The sequence below is a fragment of the Streptomyces sp. NPDC088733 genome, assembly GCF_044751185.1.
Taxonomy (GTDB): Bacteria; Actinomycetota; Actinomycetes; order Streptomycetales; family Streptomycetaceae; genus Actinacidiphila.
On sequence record NZ_JBIVLH010000001.1, the window covers coordinates 714,523 to 729,452 of the forward strand.

The following is a 14,930-nucleotide window of genomic DNA, read 5'->3' on the forward strand; positions in this document are numbered from 1 at the left end:
TGATGGACCGCACCCCGGCGACCGGGGCCGCCACGGCGGCCCCGGTGCCGGTCCGCCGGCTGACCGTGCTGTACGACCCCGACTGCGGGCTGTGCTCCTTCGTCCGCGGCTGGCTCTCCCGGCAGCGCCAACTGGTGCCGCTGGAGACCGTCCCGGCCGCCTCCGACGAGGCGCGGCGCCGCTTCCCGCGGCTGGACCACGCCTCGACGCTGCGCGAGATCACCGTCATCGGCGACTCCGGCCAGGTCTACCGCGGTGACGCCGCCTGGCTCGTCTGCCTGTGGGCGCTGTCGGAGTACCGGCCCACCGCCCACCGGCTCAGCACCCGCTCCGGGGCGCCCCTCGCCCGGGCCGCCGTGCTCATGGCCGCCCGCTACCGCGAGTCCCAGTGGAACCGCGGGACGGCCGCGGCCGGGCCCGGCTGGGGCGGCCGGGTCTACGGGACCGCCGACGGCTGGACGTACGACACCCAGGACGGCTGGACGTACACCGGCACCGCCGCCGGCCCGGACTCCGCCGTCCCTGCCGCACCCGGCGCCTGTGCGGGCGGCTGCGCGCCGCCCGGTTAGGCTCTCGACCGTGGACGAAGCACCCCCCGGCAGGACCACCGGGACCCCGCGCACCGCCAAGAGCGAGCAGACCCGGGCCCTGATCCTCGAAACCGCCCTGCGGCTCTTCGAGGAACGCGGCTACGACAAGACGACGATGCGCGCCATCGCCAACGAGGCCGGGGTCTCGGTGGGCAACGCCTACTACTACTTCGCCGGCAAGGAACACCTCGTCCAGGGCTTCTACGACCGGCTCGCCGCCGACCACGAGGCCGCGGTCAAGGGGGTGCTGGCCGGGGGCGGCGACACGGACCTGGCCGGACGGCTGCTCACGGTCATGGACGCCTGGCTCGATGTCGCCCGCCCCTACCACCAGTTCGCGGCGCAGTTCTTCAAGAACGCCGCCGACCCGGCCAGTCCGCTCAGCCCGTTCTCGCCCGAGTCGCACCCGGCCCGCGACGCGGCGATCTCCATCCACGAACGGGTGCTCTCCGGCGCGGACATCAAGCTGGACGCCGAGCTGGCCGAGGTGCTGCCCGAACTGATGTGGATGTACCAGATGGGCATCGTCGTCTACTGGGTCTTCGACCACTCCCCCGACTGCGAGCGCACCCGCCGCCTGGTGGCCCGTACCGCACCGCTCGGCGCGCGCATCCTCAAACTGTCCCGTTACCGCCTGCTGCGGCCGATCGTGCGCGAGGTCCGCGAACTGCTCAAGGAGTTCCTCTTCGAGCGCTAGCCGCGGTGCGGCCCGCCGCCGGTCCGGGCGCTACGCGGAGGCCAGTACGGCCCACACCGTCTTGCCGTCCCGGCCGCGTTCGCGTACGCCCCAGTTCCGCGACAGCGCCTCGACCAGGCGCAGGCCCCGTCCCGACTCGTCGCCGTCCGCGGCCTCGCGGGGCACCGGCCGCACGTGCGCCGCGCCGTCGGACACCTCCACCGTGCACGAGCCGTCCGCCTCGATCGTCACCGCCACCTCGAACTCCCGCTCCAGCAGCGGGCTGTGGCGAACGGCGTTGGTGGCCAGCTCGGAGACGACGAGCACCACGGACTCCACCGTCTCGTTCTCCCGCTCCCAGCCCTCCAGGTGGTCGCGCACCCGGTGCCGGGCCAGGCCCACCGACGTGGGATGTCTGGGCAGCCGGAACGTGCTCCGCCTCATCAGGTCACCCTCCCCATGAGCGAACCTCCCCCTTGCCGTTGCGGCATGCATTTCCGGATTCGGGGCCGCCGAAGCGCCGATCGACGGAATTGCCGCTCCCGGTGGGCGCTTTCCGGCCAAACTCGAACGCCGGTCGGGCGCCCTCGCACCGCGGGGAACCTGAGTATCCGTACTCATGGCCCGGGTTCGCACGCTCCCGATAATCGTGGCGTCGGGAGCAGAACTCAACGAGGGGCCGACCCATGCCTGATACGCCGTCCTCCGACATGTCGCACGACCCGCCGCTCCGCCGGCCCCGGAGGTCCCCCTGGGCCACCGCGGGCATCGTCCTCGCGGTCGTCCTGACCGTCGCGGGGCTCGCGGTACTCGGCCTGTTCGTCCTCGCCTCCGTCGCACTGTCCAACTGGGGGAGCAACAAATGACAGCCCGTCTGCGTCTGCTGGTCCTGCTGAGCAGGCCCCCCGTGGCCCTGCTCCTGGCCCTCTACACCGCCGTCGGCCTGGGCCGGGCCGGCCACGGCCAGGACCCCGCCCTGCTGGCCGGATCACTGGTCGCGGTCCTCGGCTTCCTGCTGTTCTCGGTGGCCTGCAACGACCTGGCCGACGTCGCCATCGACCGGGTCAACCTCCCCGGCGCGGCCGGGCGTCCACTGGTGACGGGCAGCGCCGCGCGGCGGGACATGGTCGTCGTCGCGGCCACGTCGGGTGTCCTGGCCCTGGGGACGAGCCTCGCCCTCGATCCGTGGGCCGGCGCGGTCACCGCGGCCGGTCTCGCGGTCAGCGCCGGGTACTCGCTGCGCCCGGTGCGCCTGGCGGACCGGGGCGCGGTCGCGGCGCTCGTGCTGCCCGCCTGCTACGTCGCCGTTCCCTACCTGGTGGGCGTACTCGCCGCGCGCCCCTTCGTGCGGCCGGACGACCTGCTGCTGCTGGCCGGCCTGTACATCGGGTTCATCGGCCGGATCCTGCTCAAGGACTTCCGCGACGTGCGCGGTGACGCGCTGTTCGGGAAGCGGACGTTCCTGGTGCGCCACGGACGCCGCGCGACCTGCCTCTTCAGCGCCTGCTGCTGGGTGGCCGGTACGGCGGTGCTGATCGCCGCCGCCCGCCCCGGGCCCGCGTACGCCGTCAGCACCGGCCTGTGCCTGGCCGGGGCCCTGTGGCTGCTGCGCGCCCTGGCGACCGGGCCCGGCCACCGGCGGGAGGAGGCGCTGATCTCCGCGATCGCCATCGTCGGGCGCGGCATGGTGCTGCTCCTGCTGGCGCACCTGTCGATGCTCCAGGCCCACTGGACGGTGCTCGGGGAGTCGGCCGCCTTGGCCGCCCTGCTGGTGGTGACCGCCGGCCAGGCCGCCACGATGGCCGTGTCCGGTCCGGTCACCCGCCTGACCGTGCCGTTCTCCGAGGCGAAGGCCGGGGCCGGCTCCTCCGCGCGGCGCCCGGCCTAGCACCGCCGCCCGGTACCGGGCGCTGTTCCGTACGCGGCAGCGCCCGGACGGGCCGGGACCGGATCAGCGCGCGGCGCGCAGCGCCCGCAGTCCCCGGACCCCGAGCACGCCGATCGCGGTGCCGAGCACCAGCGAGGTGATCGCGAGGGTGAGATGGACCCAGAAGTACGTGGTCGGCGAACCGTGGTCACCGCCGTCGAAGGCAAGCCCGCTCGCGTCCTTCCACAGGTTCTTGACGAACGTGGTCCAGACGATCCAGCTCCACACCCCGAAGGCGGTCAGGAACCAGGACACGGGGCGGCTGAGCTTCATACGACCAGTATGCGGGCCCCCTCCCGGAGCCCGGCACGCGGGCCCGCGAGGCCCTGGTCACATCCGCCCCGAACGTCGAAGTTCACCCCGCTATGCACCTTTTGGGCATCGTTTGACGCCCCCGCCGCTCACGCCGGGCGGCACACTGCGACACAGCACAAGACGGCCGGGCGGGGCGGATGGTTGCGCTCCGCGGGCGTGGGAACGGTCACGGCCAGGATCCACCCCCGCCGCTGCCGGAGCGTCACCCTCGCCCTGTAGCTTCTCCCCGTGCCCAACTCCTCCCGCCGTTCCGTGCGCCGCCCTGCCCTGGCCGTCTCCGCCTTCGCACTGTCCTGCGCCGCGGCCCTGACGACCGCCCCTCTCGCGTACGCGAAGGGCCCGTCGTCGACCCCCACCCCGACCCCGCCCGCGGGAATGTCGACCGTGGGCGGCGACCAGCTGGGAGCACCGGGCACACAGGTCAGCCCGCTCGGCGGCGCCCCTGCGCTGCCCGGCAAGCTCACCGCGCGGTCCTGGATCGTCGCGGACGCCGAGTCCGGCCAGGTGCTCGCCGCCCACAACGCGCACTGGAAGCTGCCACCCGCGAGCACGCTCAAGATGCTCTTCGCGGACACTGTGCTGCCGAAGTTCGACAAGACGCAGACGCACAAGGTCGCGGTCTCCGACTTCGACGGCGTCGGCGCGGGCAGCAGCCTGGTCGGCCTCAAGGAGAACCTGACCTACACCGTCAAGGACCTGTGGCTGGGCGTCTTCCTCCGCTCCGGCAACGACGCGGTCCACGTGCTGTCCGCCATGAACGGCGGTGTCGACGCGACCGTCCTGGAGATGCAGGCCAAGGCCAAGGACCTCCAGGCCGACGACACCGAGGTCATATCCCCCGACGGGTACGACATGCCGGGCCAGGTCTCCTCCGCCTACGACCTCACCCTCTTCGCACGCTCCGGCCTGCAGAACGAGGACTTCCGCGCCTACTGCTCGACCGTGCGGGCCTCGTTCCCCGGCGAGTGGCGGACCATCAAGGCCAAGGGCGGCAAGAAGGCGACGAAGAAGCGCGAGACCTTCGAGATCCAGAACACCGACCGCCTGCTCACCGGCGACTACGACCTGCCGTCGTACCCGGGCATCGCCGGCGTCAAGAACGGCTACACCAGCAACGCGGGCAACACCTACACCGGCGTCGCCCAGCGCGGCGGCCGCACGCTGCTCGTGACCGTCATGCACCCCGCCGACGGCCACAACATGGTCTACAAGGAGGCCGCGAAGCTCTTCGACTGGGGCTTCCAGGCGGACGGCAAGGTCACCCCCGTCGGCGTCCTCGTGCCCCCGAAGTCGGTCGCGACCGCCTCCCCCGCGGCCCCGCCGTCCGCCTCCGCCGGCACCGCCCGGGCCGGCAACCCGGCCGCGCCCACGTCCGCGTCCGCCGCCACGTCCTCCGGCGGCGGCCTGTGGACCGCCATCGCCGTCACCGGCGGATCGGCCCTGGTCGTCGGCGCGGTCGCGTTCTTCGTCCGCAAGCGGTGGCCGCTGCCCAAGCGGACGACCACCGCGGAGGCCGGTGCCGAGCAGTCCTGACCCGTTTCGCGGGGGCGCTCGACGGCGCTCATGCGGCGCGTGCGCCCACCCCGCTCCGACCGCCCCCCACCGCCCAGGTGGTACGGACCCCCGGCCCGGACATGACCCTGGTGACAGGGACGGGGGGACAGGGAGGGAACAGGTCAATGGGCATACTGTCCGTCATCGGGCTCGTCATGGGGCTCGCGGTCGCCGTCTACTGCGTCCGCGCCGCCTTCCGCACCAGGATCCCCGCCGCACGCTTCGGCTGGGCCGCCGCCGCACCGGGAGCGGTCGTCGTGGGAACGTACCTGGCGGGATTCATCCTGGTCACCGCGGTCGTCCTGGCCGTCACCTGGTTCACGGTCGCGCACTTCCTCCGCTGAACCGACGCGTCGGCGGCGGTCACGGACCGCCGCCGTCCGCGTCGTGCGTGAGCGCGAAGGCCACGAACGCGCGCCACGCGTCGGGCCTGAACGCCAGCCGCGCCCCCGCCCTGTCCTTGGAGTCCCGCACGAGGACGGCCCCGGGGCCGAACGCGACCTCGACGCAGGCGCCTCCGTCCGAATTGCTGTAGCTCGACGTGAACCAGGTCAGTTCACCGCTCATGGCTCCTCCGCCAGCTCAACGATCAACCGTTCCGAACCCTCCGGGCTGAGTGCAAGCCGCGCGATCATGTCATGGCGTCGCATGAAGATGCTGACCTTCGCCGGGTCCGCGTGGAGCACACCCGCCACCTGCCCCTCCTCGTACGCCAGATGTTCGTGATCGGGAGTCTCGAGCAGGACGAAGGGCCCTTGCAGTCCGGGGTGGAAACGTCCTGAGGTCGGCATGATCTGAATCGTCACGTTGCGCTGGGCGCCGACTTCCAGAAGGTGCCGCAGCTGCCGAACCCGCGCTTCGGTCGTACCCCACCGCCGGCGCAGGACACCTTCCTCGACAACGAAGTTGAACGACTTCGTCGGCTCGCGCAGCAGTGCTTGCCGTTCCAACCGGCCGGCGACGCGCTCCTCCCTGGTCTCCGTGCCGAGCGGTGGCCAATGCGACGCCAGCAGTTCGCGGACGTACTCCTCGCTCTGCAGCAAACCAGGCACGAACTGGGTCTCGTACCAGCCGAGCGCAATGGCCTCGGCCTCGTACCGCATGAAGTCCTGCGAATACGACGGAAACCGCTCCGGCTTCAAGAAGGCCTCCGCCGCCGTGAGTTTGCCGCCGGCGCCGCACATCTGGTCGGCGACCTGGAGCAGCCGGATCGTGGGGCGGCGGCGGCCGAGCTCCATGGAGCGGACGGTCTCGCGGCCGTAGCCGGCCTCGTCGGCGAGCTGTTCGCGGGAGACGCCCGCCTGTTCGCGCCAGAGCTTGACCTGGTTGCCGCAGTAGCGCCACGCCATCGGGGGCGGGGACGTCTCACTCGCCATGGGGTACAACCACCCTCCGTACACGCCCGGTCACTTCCGAGGCTACGCAGTGACCTGCACCTTTGGAGCCATGAACGAGACAACTCCCCCCACGGAGTGGCGCTTTCCGCGGCGGGCGGCCAGTGTGCGCCTGGCGCGGGCGCGGTTGCGCGAGCAGGCCGCGGTGTGGGGGCTGCCCGCGGAGACCACCGAGACCGCCGTACTGCTGCTGAGCGAGCTGGTGACCAATGCCGTACGCCATGCGCGGGTGCCGCCGGACCGCCATGTGGCGGCGCGGGCGGTACTGGCCGGGGGCCGGCTGCGGGTGGAGGTGTGCGACGCGAGCACCGCGTACCCGCGTCCCCGTGCCGCGTCACCGCAGGACGAGTCGGGGCGCGGGCTGGCGCTCGTGGAGGCGCTGGCCGACGCGTGGGATGTCCGGCCACGTCCGTACGGGATCGGCAAAACGGTCTGGTTCGAACTGAGAGTGGTAAATACCTGCGCAAAGAGTAGTGACCGGTGGCCGGAAATAGACGTACTGTTTCCCGTCATGGAGAGTGATGAGGGACTGCTGAACGTCGTGGATGTCGAAGCGACGTGCTGGGACGGCGAGCCGCCACCGGGCGCGGTGAGCGAGATCATCGAGATCGGGCTGACCGTCGTGGACCTCCACCGCGGCGAGCGCGTCGCCCGGCACCGCATTCTCGTACGGCCCACGCGGTCGCAGGTGAGCGACTTCTGCACCGAGTTGACCGGGCTCACGCAGGCCGAGGTCGACCAAGGCCTCGACTTCTCCGACGCCTGCAAGCTGCTGGCCGCCGAGCACCGCGCCGGCCCCCGGGCGTGGGCGAGTTGGGGCGACTACGACCGGCACCAGTTCAACCGGCAGTGCCGGGCCACCGGGACCACGTACCCCTTCGGCAGCAGGCACATCAACGTCAAGACGCTTTTCACTCAAGCCCACGGCCTGGCCAAGCGCCCCGGCATGCTGGAGGCCCTGCAGATCGCCGGGCTCCCCCTCGAAGGCCGTCACCACTGCGGTGAGCACGACTCCTGGAACATCGCCGCCCTCGCCCTGGCGCTGACCCGCCGCGGCGCCTGGCCGGGCCTGCCCGGCCGCTGACCGCTCCGGCCCGGCGCGTCAGGGCGCGCCGCGGTAGCTCACGTGGTCGCCGCCGCGGAAGAAGACGCGCCAGGACTCGGCGCGTTCGGAGGTCACCGGCAGGATCTCCAGGACCCAGGCGTCCGCCATCTCCACCGTGAGGCGCCCGCTGTCCCCGAGCGTGGAGCGCACCACGTCGAGCGGGCTGTCGCCCAGCCGGCCGCACAGCTCGCGCGCCTGCTCGTCGTAGAGCGTGGTGAAGTCGGCGAGGGCGGCCGCGGGGTCGGCGCCGCGGACCCGCGGCCACCGCATGTCCTCGGAGCCGAGCACGAGGTCGCCCCCGTGCGTGATCCGGAACGGGCAGTGGGCCTGGAGGACGGCGCCGGGCGCGAGGGACTCCCGGGCCGCGAACGCGAAGACACCGGTGAGCGCGTCCCGGTCGATCCCCGTCAGCGTGTAGGGGACGAGGCAGGCGACGGCTTCGTGCAGGGCGATCTCGGTCAACTCGGCTCCTTCGTCCCGGCCGCGGCCCGCAGCTCGGCGCTGTGCGGCGTGGCCGTCCAGGCCGCGCAGAACAGCAGCAGCTTTGCCGTGAAGTTCATCCACAACAGGAGCGCGATGGGCACACCGAAGGCCCCGTACATGCTCTTGGTGGCGACGCTCTGCAGATAGCCGCTGATCAGCAGCTTCAGCACCTCGAAGCCGATGGCTCCTATCAGGCTCGCCACGACGACGTCGCGCCGGTTCGGGGTGACACCCGGCAGGAGGGTGAGCAGGTAGGCGAAGATGCCGACGTCGATGAGGACGGCGACACAGAAGCCCACGACGGACAGCAGCACCCGGCCGATGCCGTTCTCGTCCAGGCCGATGGCGTCGCCGAGGCGGTTGATGGCCGTGCCCGCGAGGGTCGAGCAGACCACGGACAGCAGGGCCACGGCGCCCAGGCCGATCAGGACGCCGAGGTCCTTGAGCCGGGTCAGGAAGGGGTTGCCGTTCTCGTCGTCCTTGTGCCAGACGGCGCGCAGGCAGTCCCGCAGCGCGGCGATCCAGCTGACGCCGGTGAGGACCAGCAGGATCGCGGCGATGGCCCCGACCGTGCCGGCGTTGTCCACCAGCCCGTTGATGTTGAGCTTGTCGGCGATCCCCGGCACCTGCTCCGCGAGCTTGTCCTGGAGCTGCTTGAGCTGCGACGGGGACAGCAGGGCCGCGCCGACGGCGGCGCCGACGGTGAGCAGCGGGAAGAGCGCGACGAAACTGACGAAGGTGATGGCGGCGGCCAGCCGCGTCCAGTGGACGCTCTCCAGGTGCTCATAGGTGCGCCAGGCGTGGGTGCGCATGAGCCGCGCGATCCACGGGCCGATCACCGGGATTTTCGTCAGCCATTCCATACCGCGCGCCTACCCTCCGTCACCCCCCGCACTCTAAGTGGCGGGCGCCGTGGCGGCGACGACCGCCTCGAAGACGCGGTCCGTGTCGGCCTCGGACGTCCGCCAGTTGCTGAACGCGGCGCGCAGGGCGGGCACCCCGGCGTGGACCGTCGGGGTGAGGAAGGCCTCGCCGGAGGCGGCCACGGCGCGGGCCGCGGCGGCGACGCGCTCCCGCAGTTCGTCCGCCGGGGTGTCGCCCGCGAAGGTGAAGCAGACCACGTTGAGCCGGACGGGTGCCAGCAGCCGCAGGTGCGCGGTGCCGGCGACGCGGTCCCCGAGGCGGTGGGCGAGGGCGGCGTTGCGTTCGACGATGTCGCGGTGGCCCTCCCGGCCGTAGGCGGTGAGCGAGAACCAGGTGGCCAGGGCGCGCAGGCGGCGGGAGTTCTCGGGCGTCAGGTGCAGGAAGTCGGGGTCGGGCAGGGCCGGCAGGCCGAGGTAGGGCGAGGCGTTGTGGAAGACCCGCACCTGAAGGTCCTGGCGGCGGGTGAACTGCACGGCGGCGTCATAGGGGACGTTGAGCCACTTGTGGAGGTCGACGCAGACGGAGTCGGCGGCGTCCAGGCCGGCCGTGAGGTGGGCGTGGCGGGGCGACAGCGCGGCGAAGCCGCCGAAGGCCGCGTCGACGTGCAGCCAGAAGTCGTGACGGTCCTTCAGGGCCGCGACGGCGCGCAGGTCGTCGAAGTCGACGGTGTCGACGGTTCCGGCGTTCGCGACGACGATCGCGGGCGCGCCGTCGAGGGCGTCCAGAGCCTCCGCCAGCCGGGCGACGTCCACCGCCTCACGGCCGCCGGGCAGCAGCGGCACCCGGGTCAGGCAGGCGCGGCCGAGCCCGAGGACCGACAGGGCCTTGTCGATGCTGGAGTGCGGGGCGCCGGACAGGACCGTCACGGGGCCCAGCGCCGCGACGCCGTCCCGGGACACCGACACGCCCCGCCGCTCGCCGAGCCACTCGCGGGCGACGGCCAGGCCCACGGTGTTGGAGACCGTCGCGCCGGTGACGAACGCCCCGCTGTGCGCGGCGCCCAGGCCGAACAGCTCCCGCAGCCAGGTCAGGGTCTCGCGCTCCAGGGCGCCCGCCGAGGAGCCGATGTCCGACGAGCCGTTCTGGTCGTACGCGGCGGTCAGCCAGTCGCCCGCAACGGCGGCGGGAGTGGCGCCGCCGGTGACGAAGCCCAGGTAGCGGGGCCCCGCGCTGCCCGAGAACCCCGGTGCCCAGCGCCGTGCGAAGCGCTCCAGCGCGCCGTCGGCCCCGGCCCCGGCGTCCGGCAGCGGCTCCGGCGCGGGGACCGGGCCGGGAGCGGCGACCGGGCGCTCGTCGACGGCGGCCAGTTCACGGGCGGCGAACTCCGTGACGGAGCGCAGGAGGTCGGGGAAGCGGTCGCGGTCCGCGGCGAGGAAGGGATCCATGGCGGCAGATTAGGCACGGCGCGACGGGCATGTCCGGGGCCACGGGCGAGGAAGTGGCCCGCCGGCGGCATCGCACAGCGGGGCGGGACGGGGTCCTCAGGCCGGCTGCGTACCTCGCGCGGGAGCCGTGCCGAGGGGTTCGCAGGCCCCCGGCTGCTGCGGGAGCAGGGGGTGGGCGGTGGCGGCACCGAAGGCGTAGTCGCGCAGGGGGCGCCAGACGCCCTCGTCGTCCTGCTCGTACAGGGAGAAGCAGCTCGCCGTCCACGCGGCGGTGAAGTCGGCGAGTTCCAGCTGCGCGCGGTCCAGCGCCTCGTCCGGGATGCCGTGGCCGATGGTGACGTGCGGGTGGTACGGGAACTGCAGCTCGCGGCGGACCGGGCCGGACCGCACCCGCTCCTGGAGCTCGGCGCAGTCCAGGCCGCCCTGCGCGAGCTCGACGAAGACCACCGGGGTCAGCGGCCGGAAGCTGGCCGTGCCCTCCAGGCGCATCGGGAAGGGGTGGCAGGCGGCCGCGACCTCGTCCAGGTGCGTGCGGAAGGCGGGGAGGACGGCGGTGTCCACCTCGGTCGGCGGGAGCAGTGTGACGTGGGTGGGGATGCAGTAGGCCAGTGGGTCGCCGAAGTCGGCGCGGCACTGCTGGAGCAGGCTGCCGTAAGGCTCCGGGACCGCGATGGACACGCCGATCATGCGGTTTCCCACGAGTTCACCCCTTTCCGGTCGTACCCCGGTCGTCGCCCCTCGGTTTCCCGCCCGCTCCCGTCCGGGTCCCGGGCGGGCCGGAGGCATCGTACGCACGGTGTGCGGCACAGCGCCTCCGCAGCAAGTGTGACGCGCTCGCACCCCGGGGCGCGAGCGTCGTCCGTCACATTCACGCGGGACCAAAGGCCCGCGCCGCGGGACGCCGGGATGCCCCCGTTCAGTGCTTGGCGGGCAGGAAACCGACCCTTTCGTACGCGTTCGCCAGGGTCTCGGCGGCCACGGCGCGGGCCTTCTCGGCGCCCTTGGCCAGCACGGAGTCCAGGCTCTCCGGGTCGCCGAGGTACTCCTGCGTGCGCTCGCGGAACGGGGTGACCCACTCCACGAAGACGTCCGCCAGCTCGGTCTTCAGCGCGCCGTAGCCCTTGCCCTCGAACCGCTGCTCCAGTTCGGGGATCGCGGTCCCGGTGAGGGTGGAGTAGATGGTCAGCAGGTTGCTGATGCCCGGCTTCCCCTGCTCGTCGAAACGGATCACGGTGTCGGTGTCGGTGACCGCGCTCCTGATCTTCTTCGCCGAGGACTTCGGTTCGTCCAGGAGGTTGATGAGGCCCTTCGGGGACGCCGCCGACTTGCTCATCTTCGCCTGCGGGTCCTGCAGGTCGTAGATCTTCGCCGTCTCCTTGACGATGTACGGGGCCGGGATGGTGAAGGTGTCGCCGAAGCGGCCGTTGAAGCGCTCGGCGAGGTCCCGGGTGAGCTCGATGTGCTGGCGCTGGTCCTCGCCGACGGGGACGGCGTTCGCCTGGTACAGCAGGATGTCCGCGACCTGGAGGATCGGGTACGTGAACAGGCCCACGGTCGAGCGGTCGGCGCCCTGCTTGGCGGACTTGTCCTTGAACTGCGTCATGCGCGACGCCTCGCCGAAGCCGGTGAGGCAGTTGAACACCCAGCCGAGCTGCGCGTGTTCGGGGACGTGGCTCTGGACGAAGAGCGTGCAGCGCTCCGGGTCGAGCCCGGCGGCGAGCAGCTGGGCGGCGGCCAGCCGGGTGTTGGCGCGCAGCTCCGCCGGGTCCTGCGGCACGGTGATCGCGTGCAGGTCGACGACCATGTAGAAGGCGTCGTGCGTTTCCTGCAGGGCCACCCACTGGCGGACCGCGCCCAGGTAGTTGCCCAGGTGGAACGAGCCTGCGGTGGGCTGGATGCCGGAGAGCACACGGGGACGTTCGAGAGCCATGCCTCTCATTCTCTCAGGTCCCCGGCGATTGTCCGCCCTCAACGGGAACCGGGCGGGAGGGAGCGGTGTAGAAGGGGTGACGGGGTCGCGCGGGGGCGGCCGGGGAGCGAAAGGGGGCCGCCACGGAGGGGGAGGCGGCGGTGATCGCACGCGTACGCGCCGGGGACCGTGAGGCGTACGCGGAGCTGGTGCGCGTCCACGCGGACGTCGCCCATCGCACGGCGGTGCTGCTCGGGGCCGGTGCCGACGCGGAGGACGTGGTGCAGAACTCGTTCGTCAAGGCCTACCGGGCCCTCGGCGGCTTCCGGGAGGACGCCGCCTTCCGGCCGTGGCTGCTGCGCATCGTCGCCAACGAGGCGCGGAACGCGGCACGCGCCGCCCGCCGGCTGCGCTCGGCCGTCGAGCGCAACGCCGTGCTGGAGGCCGTGCCCGGGCCGGACCAGGACCCGCAGACCCTGGCGGTCACCCGGGAACGCCATGCCGCGCTGCTGGCCGCGGTCGGAGGGCTGAGCGAGCCGCACCGGCTGGTGGTCACCTGCCGCTATCTGCTCGACCTGGACGAGGAGGAGACGGCGGCGGTGCTGGGCTGGCCGCGCGGCACCGTCAAGTCCCGGCTGCACCGCGCCCTGGCGAAGCTGCGGACCGGGCTCGGCGAACCGCTGCTGGCCGCGGGGGACGGGGGGCTGCGATGACCGACCGGCTCCCGGAGGAACTGCGCGAGGCGGGGCGGCGGCTGGACATCCCGGCGCCGTCGCCGGACTCCGTGGCCGAGCAGGTGCTGGCCCGGCTGCTCGCCGAGGCGGTGCCCGGTGAGGGACGGGTGCGGCGCGCCCGGTTCAGGATCGCGGCGCGGTGGCGGGCCCTGGTGGCGTTGCTCTGCGGGGTGCTGGTCGTGCTGGTGCTCACCCCGCCGGTCCGGGCCGCGGTCTCGGACTGGTTCGGCTTCGGCGGCGTCGCCGTGCGCCACGACCCCTCGGCGACACCGGGCGCGGGGAGCCCGCCGCCGGTGCGCGGACACGCGCCGCTGGACGGGGCGTTCGTCCCGGCGGCGCTGGGCGGGCCGGACGGGGTCGCGGTCACCGACGGCGGGCGGGTGCTGTCGATGAGCTGGCGGCGCGACGGCCGCACGATCCGGCTCGACCAGTTCCGGGCCTCGATCGACGTGGTCTTCCTCAAGACGACCGGCTCCGCGGCCGAATGGGTGGAGGTCGACGGCGCATTCGCCGTGTGGTTCGCCGAACCGCACTACGTCCGGCTCGTCGATCCCGAGGGACGGACGCGCAGCGAACCGCCCAGGGCGGCCGGGCCCACCCTGCTCTGGCAGCGCGGCGAGGTGACGCTGCGTCTGGAGGGCGTCCCCGACCGGGCACGCGCGCTGGCGATCGCGGAGTCGGCCCGGCCCCAGGAATCCCCCCGCCCGCCCGCCTGACCTGCCGGTGGTCCTTCCGCCGGGCCCGGCAACACCGCGGGGCCGGCGCCCCCTTGGGGTGCCGGCCTTCCGCCCGCCCGCAGGACCAGCGGGGCCGCAATGATCTCGGCATCGAGGCGGTGGAGGCCCAGGAGCGGGAACCCGGTCGGTCCGGGCGGTGTATCAGGGGCAGGACCGAGCGAGAGGGGGACCACCGCATGGGGATCAGAAGGTTCGTCACCTGGGCGGGTGTCACGGCCGCGGCACTCGCCGCCGTGCTCACCGGCGCGGGACCGGCCGCGGCCGGAGGGCCGACCAGCGTGATGCTGGTCGCGCCGGGCAGCGGCACGGCCGCGGCGATCTACACGTCGTCCCCGGACTACGCGGCGCTGGACGCGTCCATCGGGCCGGTGGCCGAGGCCGCCGATCCGCCGTCGCCGTCGGATGCGGGGGCCGCCGGGCAGCGCCGAGTCACCGTCACCTGGCTGATCCACGACGTCTCCGTGTGGCGCGTGGACTTCGTCTACCCGGACGCCGCCGGAGGCCCGTGGGTGCACAGCCGCCAGGTGGGGGACGCGGGCCTGCCGGAGCAGGGGGCCTGGCACCGGGCCGCCCAGCCGAAGGTCCTCAGCGCACTGCTGGACCGCATGGGGCTCATGGGCCCGGACAAGGGCCTCGGCGTCAGCGCCCCCGACTACCCGCTCGGCCTCGGCGACGACCCCGCCACGGCCGCCGCCTCGGCACCTCCGGCGGCCACCGCCGCGAGCGGCGGCGACGGCGGCAGCAGCGACTGGTGGTGGTCCTTCCCCGGGCTGGGCGCCGGCCTCGCCCTCGGCTGCGCCGGCACCCTGCTCGCCTCACGCCTCATATCCCGCCGCACGCCCCGCGAGCCGGGCCCCCGGCAGGAACTGGCCGACGTGTGAGACCCCGGCCCGCTCTGGGGCGTGTTTCGAAAGTAGCGCCGGCCGCCCGGAGGGCGGGTCCCGCGGGGTCTGGTGCGGTGCATCGCAAGGCGGAGAGTCGTCCTCGTAGTGGGCTACTCGGACGATTCGACAACGTAGCGAGGTGCCGTGCCTGGGGGCACCTCCCAGCGAAGCTGGGGGAGCGTCGCGGGACAGGCGGGACTTTCGAAACACGCCCTAGCTGTATTGATCACGAGCGTTGTTGACATCTGCGGGGTCTTGATCACGGCGAAGACCTCCGGTGTGGTGGAGCTGTCTAGGACTGCACCGCACCGGA

At 73.0% G+C, this 14,930-nt stretch carries 19 protein-coding genes and 1 pseudogene; 11 read left to right on the forward strand and 9 right to left on the reverse strand.

Going from position 1 to position 14,930, the window contains the following annotated elements; translation table 11 throughout:
• Positions 1-2 precede the first annotated feature (2 nt).
• Both ACIP64_RS03255 and ACIP64_RS03260 read left to right on the forward strand, forming a co-directional pair.
• Positions 3-569, forward strand: a complete 567-nt coding sequence (locus ACIP64_RS03255) for a thiol-disulfide oxidoreductase DCC family protein (RefSeq protein ID WP_401581045.1) — start codon at positions 3-5, stop codon at positions 567-569.
• Between the two features lie 10 nt (positions 570-579).
• Entirely contained in the window at positions 580-1,287 is a 708-nt protein-coding gene (locus tag ACIP64_RS03260) for a TetR/AcrR family transcriptional regulator (RefSeq protein WP_401581047.1), read from the forward strand.
• A 30-nt stretch (positions 1,288-1,317) separates the two neighbouring features.
• Here ACIP64_RS03260 and ACIP64_RS03265 read toward each other — a convergent pair whose 3' ends face one another.
• A complete protein-coding gene (locus tag ACIP64_RS03265; RefSeq protein ID WP_401581177.1) occupies positions 1,318-1,713 on the reverse strand; it encodes an ATP-binding protein in 396 nt (131 codons plus the stop codon).
• Positions 1,714-1,952: 239 nt separating this feature from the next.
• Between ACIP64_RS03265 and ACIP64_RS03270 the strand changes: the two genes are divergently transcribed.
• The gene (locus ACIP64_RS03270; RefSeq protein WP_401581049.1) at positions 1,953-2,132 is read left to right on the forward strand and encodes a hypothetical protein; all 180 of its coding nucleotides are present in this window, start codon (positions 1,953-1,955) and stop codon (positions 2,130-2,132) included.
• Positions 2,129-3,154, forward strand: a complete 1,026-nt coding sequence (locus tag ACIP64_RS03275) for a UbiA prenyltransferase family protein (protein WP_401581052.1) — start codon at positions 2,129-2,131, stop codon at positions 3,152-3,154. The genes ACIP64_RS03270 and ACIP64_RS03275 overlap by 4 nt, the downstream gene beginning before the upstream one ends.
• 63 nt (positions 3,155-3,217) lie before the next feature.
• Here the strand turns inward: ACIP64_RS03275 and ACIP64_RS03280 are convergent, their stop codons facing one another.
• Positions 3,218-3,466, reverse strand: a complete 249-nt coding sequence (locus ACIP64_RS03280; RefSeq protein WP_401581054.1) for an SCO4848 family membrane protein — start codon at positions 3,464-3,466, stop codon at positions 3,218-3,220.
• A gap of 270 nt (positions 3,467-3,736) precedes the next feature.
• Between ACIP64_RS03280 and ACIP64_RS03285 the strand changes: the two genes are divergently transcribed.
• Both ACIP64_RS03285 and ACIP64_RS03290 read left to right on the forward strand, forming a co-directional pair.
• Positions 3,737-5,041 (forward strand): D-alanyl-D-alanine carboxypeptidase family protein, encoded by a 1,305-nt coding sequence (locus tag ACIP64_RS03285; protein WP_401581057.1) that lies wholly within the window; start codon positions 3,737-3,739, stop codon positions 5,039-5,041.
• Positions 5,042-5,187: 146 nt separating this feature from the next.
• Positions 5,188-5,406: a hypothetical protein gene (locus ACIP64_RS03290; RefSeq protein ID WP_384294810.1), complete on the forward strand. Its 219-nt coding sequence runs from the start codon at positions 5,188-5,190 to the stop codon at positions 5,404-5,406.
• Positions 5,407-5,425: 19 nt separating this feature from the next.
• Here ACIP64_RS03290 and ACIP64_RS03295 read toward each other — a convergent pair whose 3' ends face one another.
• Entirely contained in the window at positions 5,426-5,629 is a 204-nt protein-coding gene (locus ACIP64_RS03295) for a DUF397 domain-containing protein (RefSeq protein ID WP_401581059.1), read from the reverse strand.
• Positions 5,626-6,438, reverse strand: coding sequence for a Scr1 family TA system antitoxin-like transcriptional regulator (locus ACIP64_RS03300; protein ID WP_401581062.1), 813 nt, complete (start codon positions 6,436-6,438; stop codon positions 5,626-5,628). Before ACIP64_RS03300 ends, ACIP64_RS03295 begins: the two co-directional genes overlap by 4 nt.
• 70 nt (positions 6,439-6,508) lie before the next feature.
• Between ACIP64_RS03300 and ACIP64_RS03305 the strand changes: the two are divergent.
• Together ACIP64_RS03305 and ACIP64_RS03310 are read left to right on the forward strand one after the other, a co-directional pair.
• A pseudogene (locus ACIP64_RS03305) lies at positions 6,509-6,880 on the forward strand (ATP-binding protein); the annotation flags it as partial.
• Positions 6,881-6,967: 87 nt separating this feature from the next.
• A complete protein-coding gene (locus tag ACIP64_RS03310; RefSeq protein ID WP_401581180.1) occupies positions 6,968-7,540 on the forward strand; it encodes an exonuclease domain-containing protein in 573 nt (190 codons plus the stop codon).
• A gap of 18 nt (positions 7,541-7,558) precedes the next feature.
• Here ACIP64_RS03310 and ACIP64_RS03315 read toward each other — a convergent pair whose 3' ends face one another.
• The 5 genes from ACIP64_RS03315 to trpS all read right to left on the reverse strand — a co-directional run bounded on the left by ACIP64_RS03315 (position 7,559) and on the right by trpS (position 12,283).
• Positions 7,559-8,023: a hypothetical protein gene (locus ACIP64_RS03315; protein ID WP_401581064.1), complete on the reverse strand. Its 465-nt coding sequence runs from the start codon at positions 8,021-8,023 to the stop codon at positions 7,559-7,561.
• Entirely contained in the window at positions 8,020-8,907 is an 888-nt protein-coding gene (locus ACIP64_RS03320) for a YihY/virulence factor BrkB family protein (RefSeq protein ID WP_360902186.1), read from the reverse strand. The genes ACIP64_RS03315 and ACIP64_RS03320 overlap by 4 nt, the downstream gene beginning before the upstream one ends.
• A 33-nt stretch (positions 8,908-8,940) precedes the next feature.
• The gene (locus ACIP64_RS03325; protein ID WP_401581066.1) at positions 8,941-10,353 is read right to left on the reverse strand and encodes a pyridoxal phosphate-dependent decarboxylase family protein; all 1,413 of its coding nucleotides are present in this window, start codon (positions 10,351-10,353) and stop codon (positions 8,941-8,943) included.
• Positions 10,354-10,449: 96 nt separating this feature from the next.
• Complete coding sequence (locus ACIP64_RS03330; RefSeq protein ID WP_401581068.1) at positions 10,450-11,052, reverse strand: 2'-5' RNA ligase family protein; 603 nt, start codon at positions 11,050-11,052, stop codon at positions 10,450-10,452.
• A gap of 217 nt (positions 11,053-11,269) precedes the next feature.
• Positions 11,270-12,283, reverse strand: coding sequence for a tryptophan--tRNA ligase (gene trpS / locus ACIP64_RS03335; protein ID WP_360902195.1), 1,014 nt, complete (start codon positions 12,281-12,283; stop codon positions 11,270-11,272).
• Positions 12,284-12,423: 140 nt separating this feature from the next.
• Here trpS and ACIP64_RS03340 point away from each other — a divergent pair, with 140 nt between their 5' ends.
• The 3 genes from ACIP64_RS03340 (at position 12,424) to ACIP64_RS03350 (ending at position 14,614) form a co-directional block, all read left to right on the forward strand.
• On the forward strand, positions 12,424-12,975 hold the full coding sequence (locus ACIP64_RS03340) for an RNA polymerase sigma factor (RefSeq protein WP_401581071.1): 552 nt from the start codon (positions 12,424-12,426) through the stop codon (positions 12,973-12,975).
• The gene (locus ACIP64_RS03345; protein WP_401581074.1) at positions 12,972-13,712 is read left to right on the forward strand and encodes a hypothetical protein; all 741 of its coding nucleotides are present in this window, start codon (positions 12,972-12,974) and stop codon (positions 13,710-13,712) included. The genes ACIP64_RS03340 and ACIP64_RS03345 overlap by 4 nt, the downstream gene beginning before the upstream one ends.
• Positions 13,713-13,909: 197 nt before the next feature.
• Positions 13,910-14,614: a hypothetical protein gene (locus ACIP64_RS03350; protein WP_401581075.1), complete on the forward strand. Its 705-nt coding sequence runs from the start codon at positions 13,910-13,912 to the stop codon at positions 14,612-14,614.
• Positions 14,615-14,930 lie beyond the last annotated feature (316 nt).

Coding starts and splice junctions, on each gene's coding strand:
- ACIP64_RS03255 (WP_401581045.1), top strand. CDS start 3: ATGGACCGCACCCCGGCGACCGGGGCCGCCACGGCGGCCCCGGTGCCG.
- ACIP64_RS03270 (WP_401581049.1), top strand. CDS start 1,953: ATGCCTGATACGCCGTCCTCCGACATGTCGCACGACCCGCCGCTCCGC.
- ACIP64_RS03275 (WP_401581052.1), top strand. CDS start 2,129: ATGACAGCCCGTCTGCGTCTGCTGGTCCTGCTGAGCAGGCCCCCCGTG.
- ACIP64_RS03280 (WP_401581054.1), bottom strand. CDS start 3,466: ATGAAGCTCAGCCGCCCCGTGTCCTGGTTCCTGACCGCCTTCGGGGTG.
- ACIP64_RS03290 (WP_384294810.1), top strand. CDS start 5,188: ATGGGCATACTGTCCGTCATCGGGCTCGTCATGGGGCTCGCGGTCGCC.
- ACIP64_RS03295 (WP_401581059.1), bottom strand. CDS start 5,629: ATGAGCGGTGAACTGACCTGGTTCACGTCGAGCTACAGCAATTCGGAC.
- ACIP64_RS03300 (WP_401581062.1), bottom strand. CDS start 6,438: ATGGCGAGTGAGACGTCCCCGCCCCCGATGGCGTGGCGCTACTGCGGC.
- ACIP64_RS03310 (WP_401581180.1), top strand. CDS start 6,968: ATGGAGAGTGATGAGGGACTGCTGAACGTCGTGGATGTCGAAGCGACG.
- ACIP64_RS03320 (WP_360902186.1), bottom strand. CDS start 8,907: ATGGAATGGCTGACGAAAATCCCGGTGATCGGCCCGTGGATCGCGCGG.
- ACIP64_RS03325 (WP_401581066.1), bottom strand. CDS start 10,353: ATGGATCCCTTCCTCGCCGCGGACCGCGACCGCTTCCCCGACCTCCTG.
- trpS (WP_360902195.1), bottom strand. CDS start 12,283: ATGGCTCTCGAACGTCCCCGTGTGCTCTCCGGCATCCAGCCCACCGCA.
- ACIP64_RS03345 (WP_401581074.1), top strand. CDS start 12,972: ATGACCGACCGGCTCCCGGAGGAACTGCGCGAGGCGGGGCGGCGGCTG.
- ACIP64_RS03350 (WP_401581075.1), top strand. CDS start 13,910: ATGGGGATCAGAAGGTTCGTCACCTGGGCGGGTGTCACGGCCGCGGCA.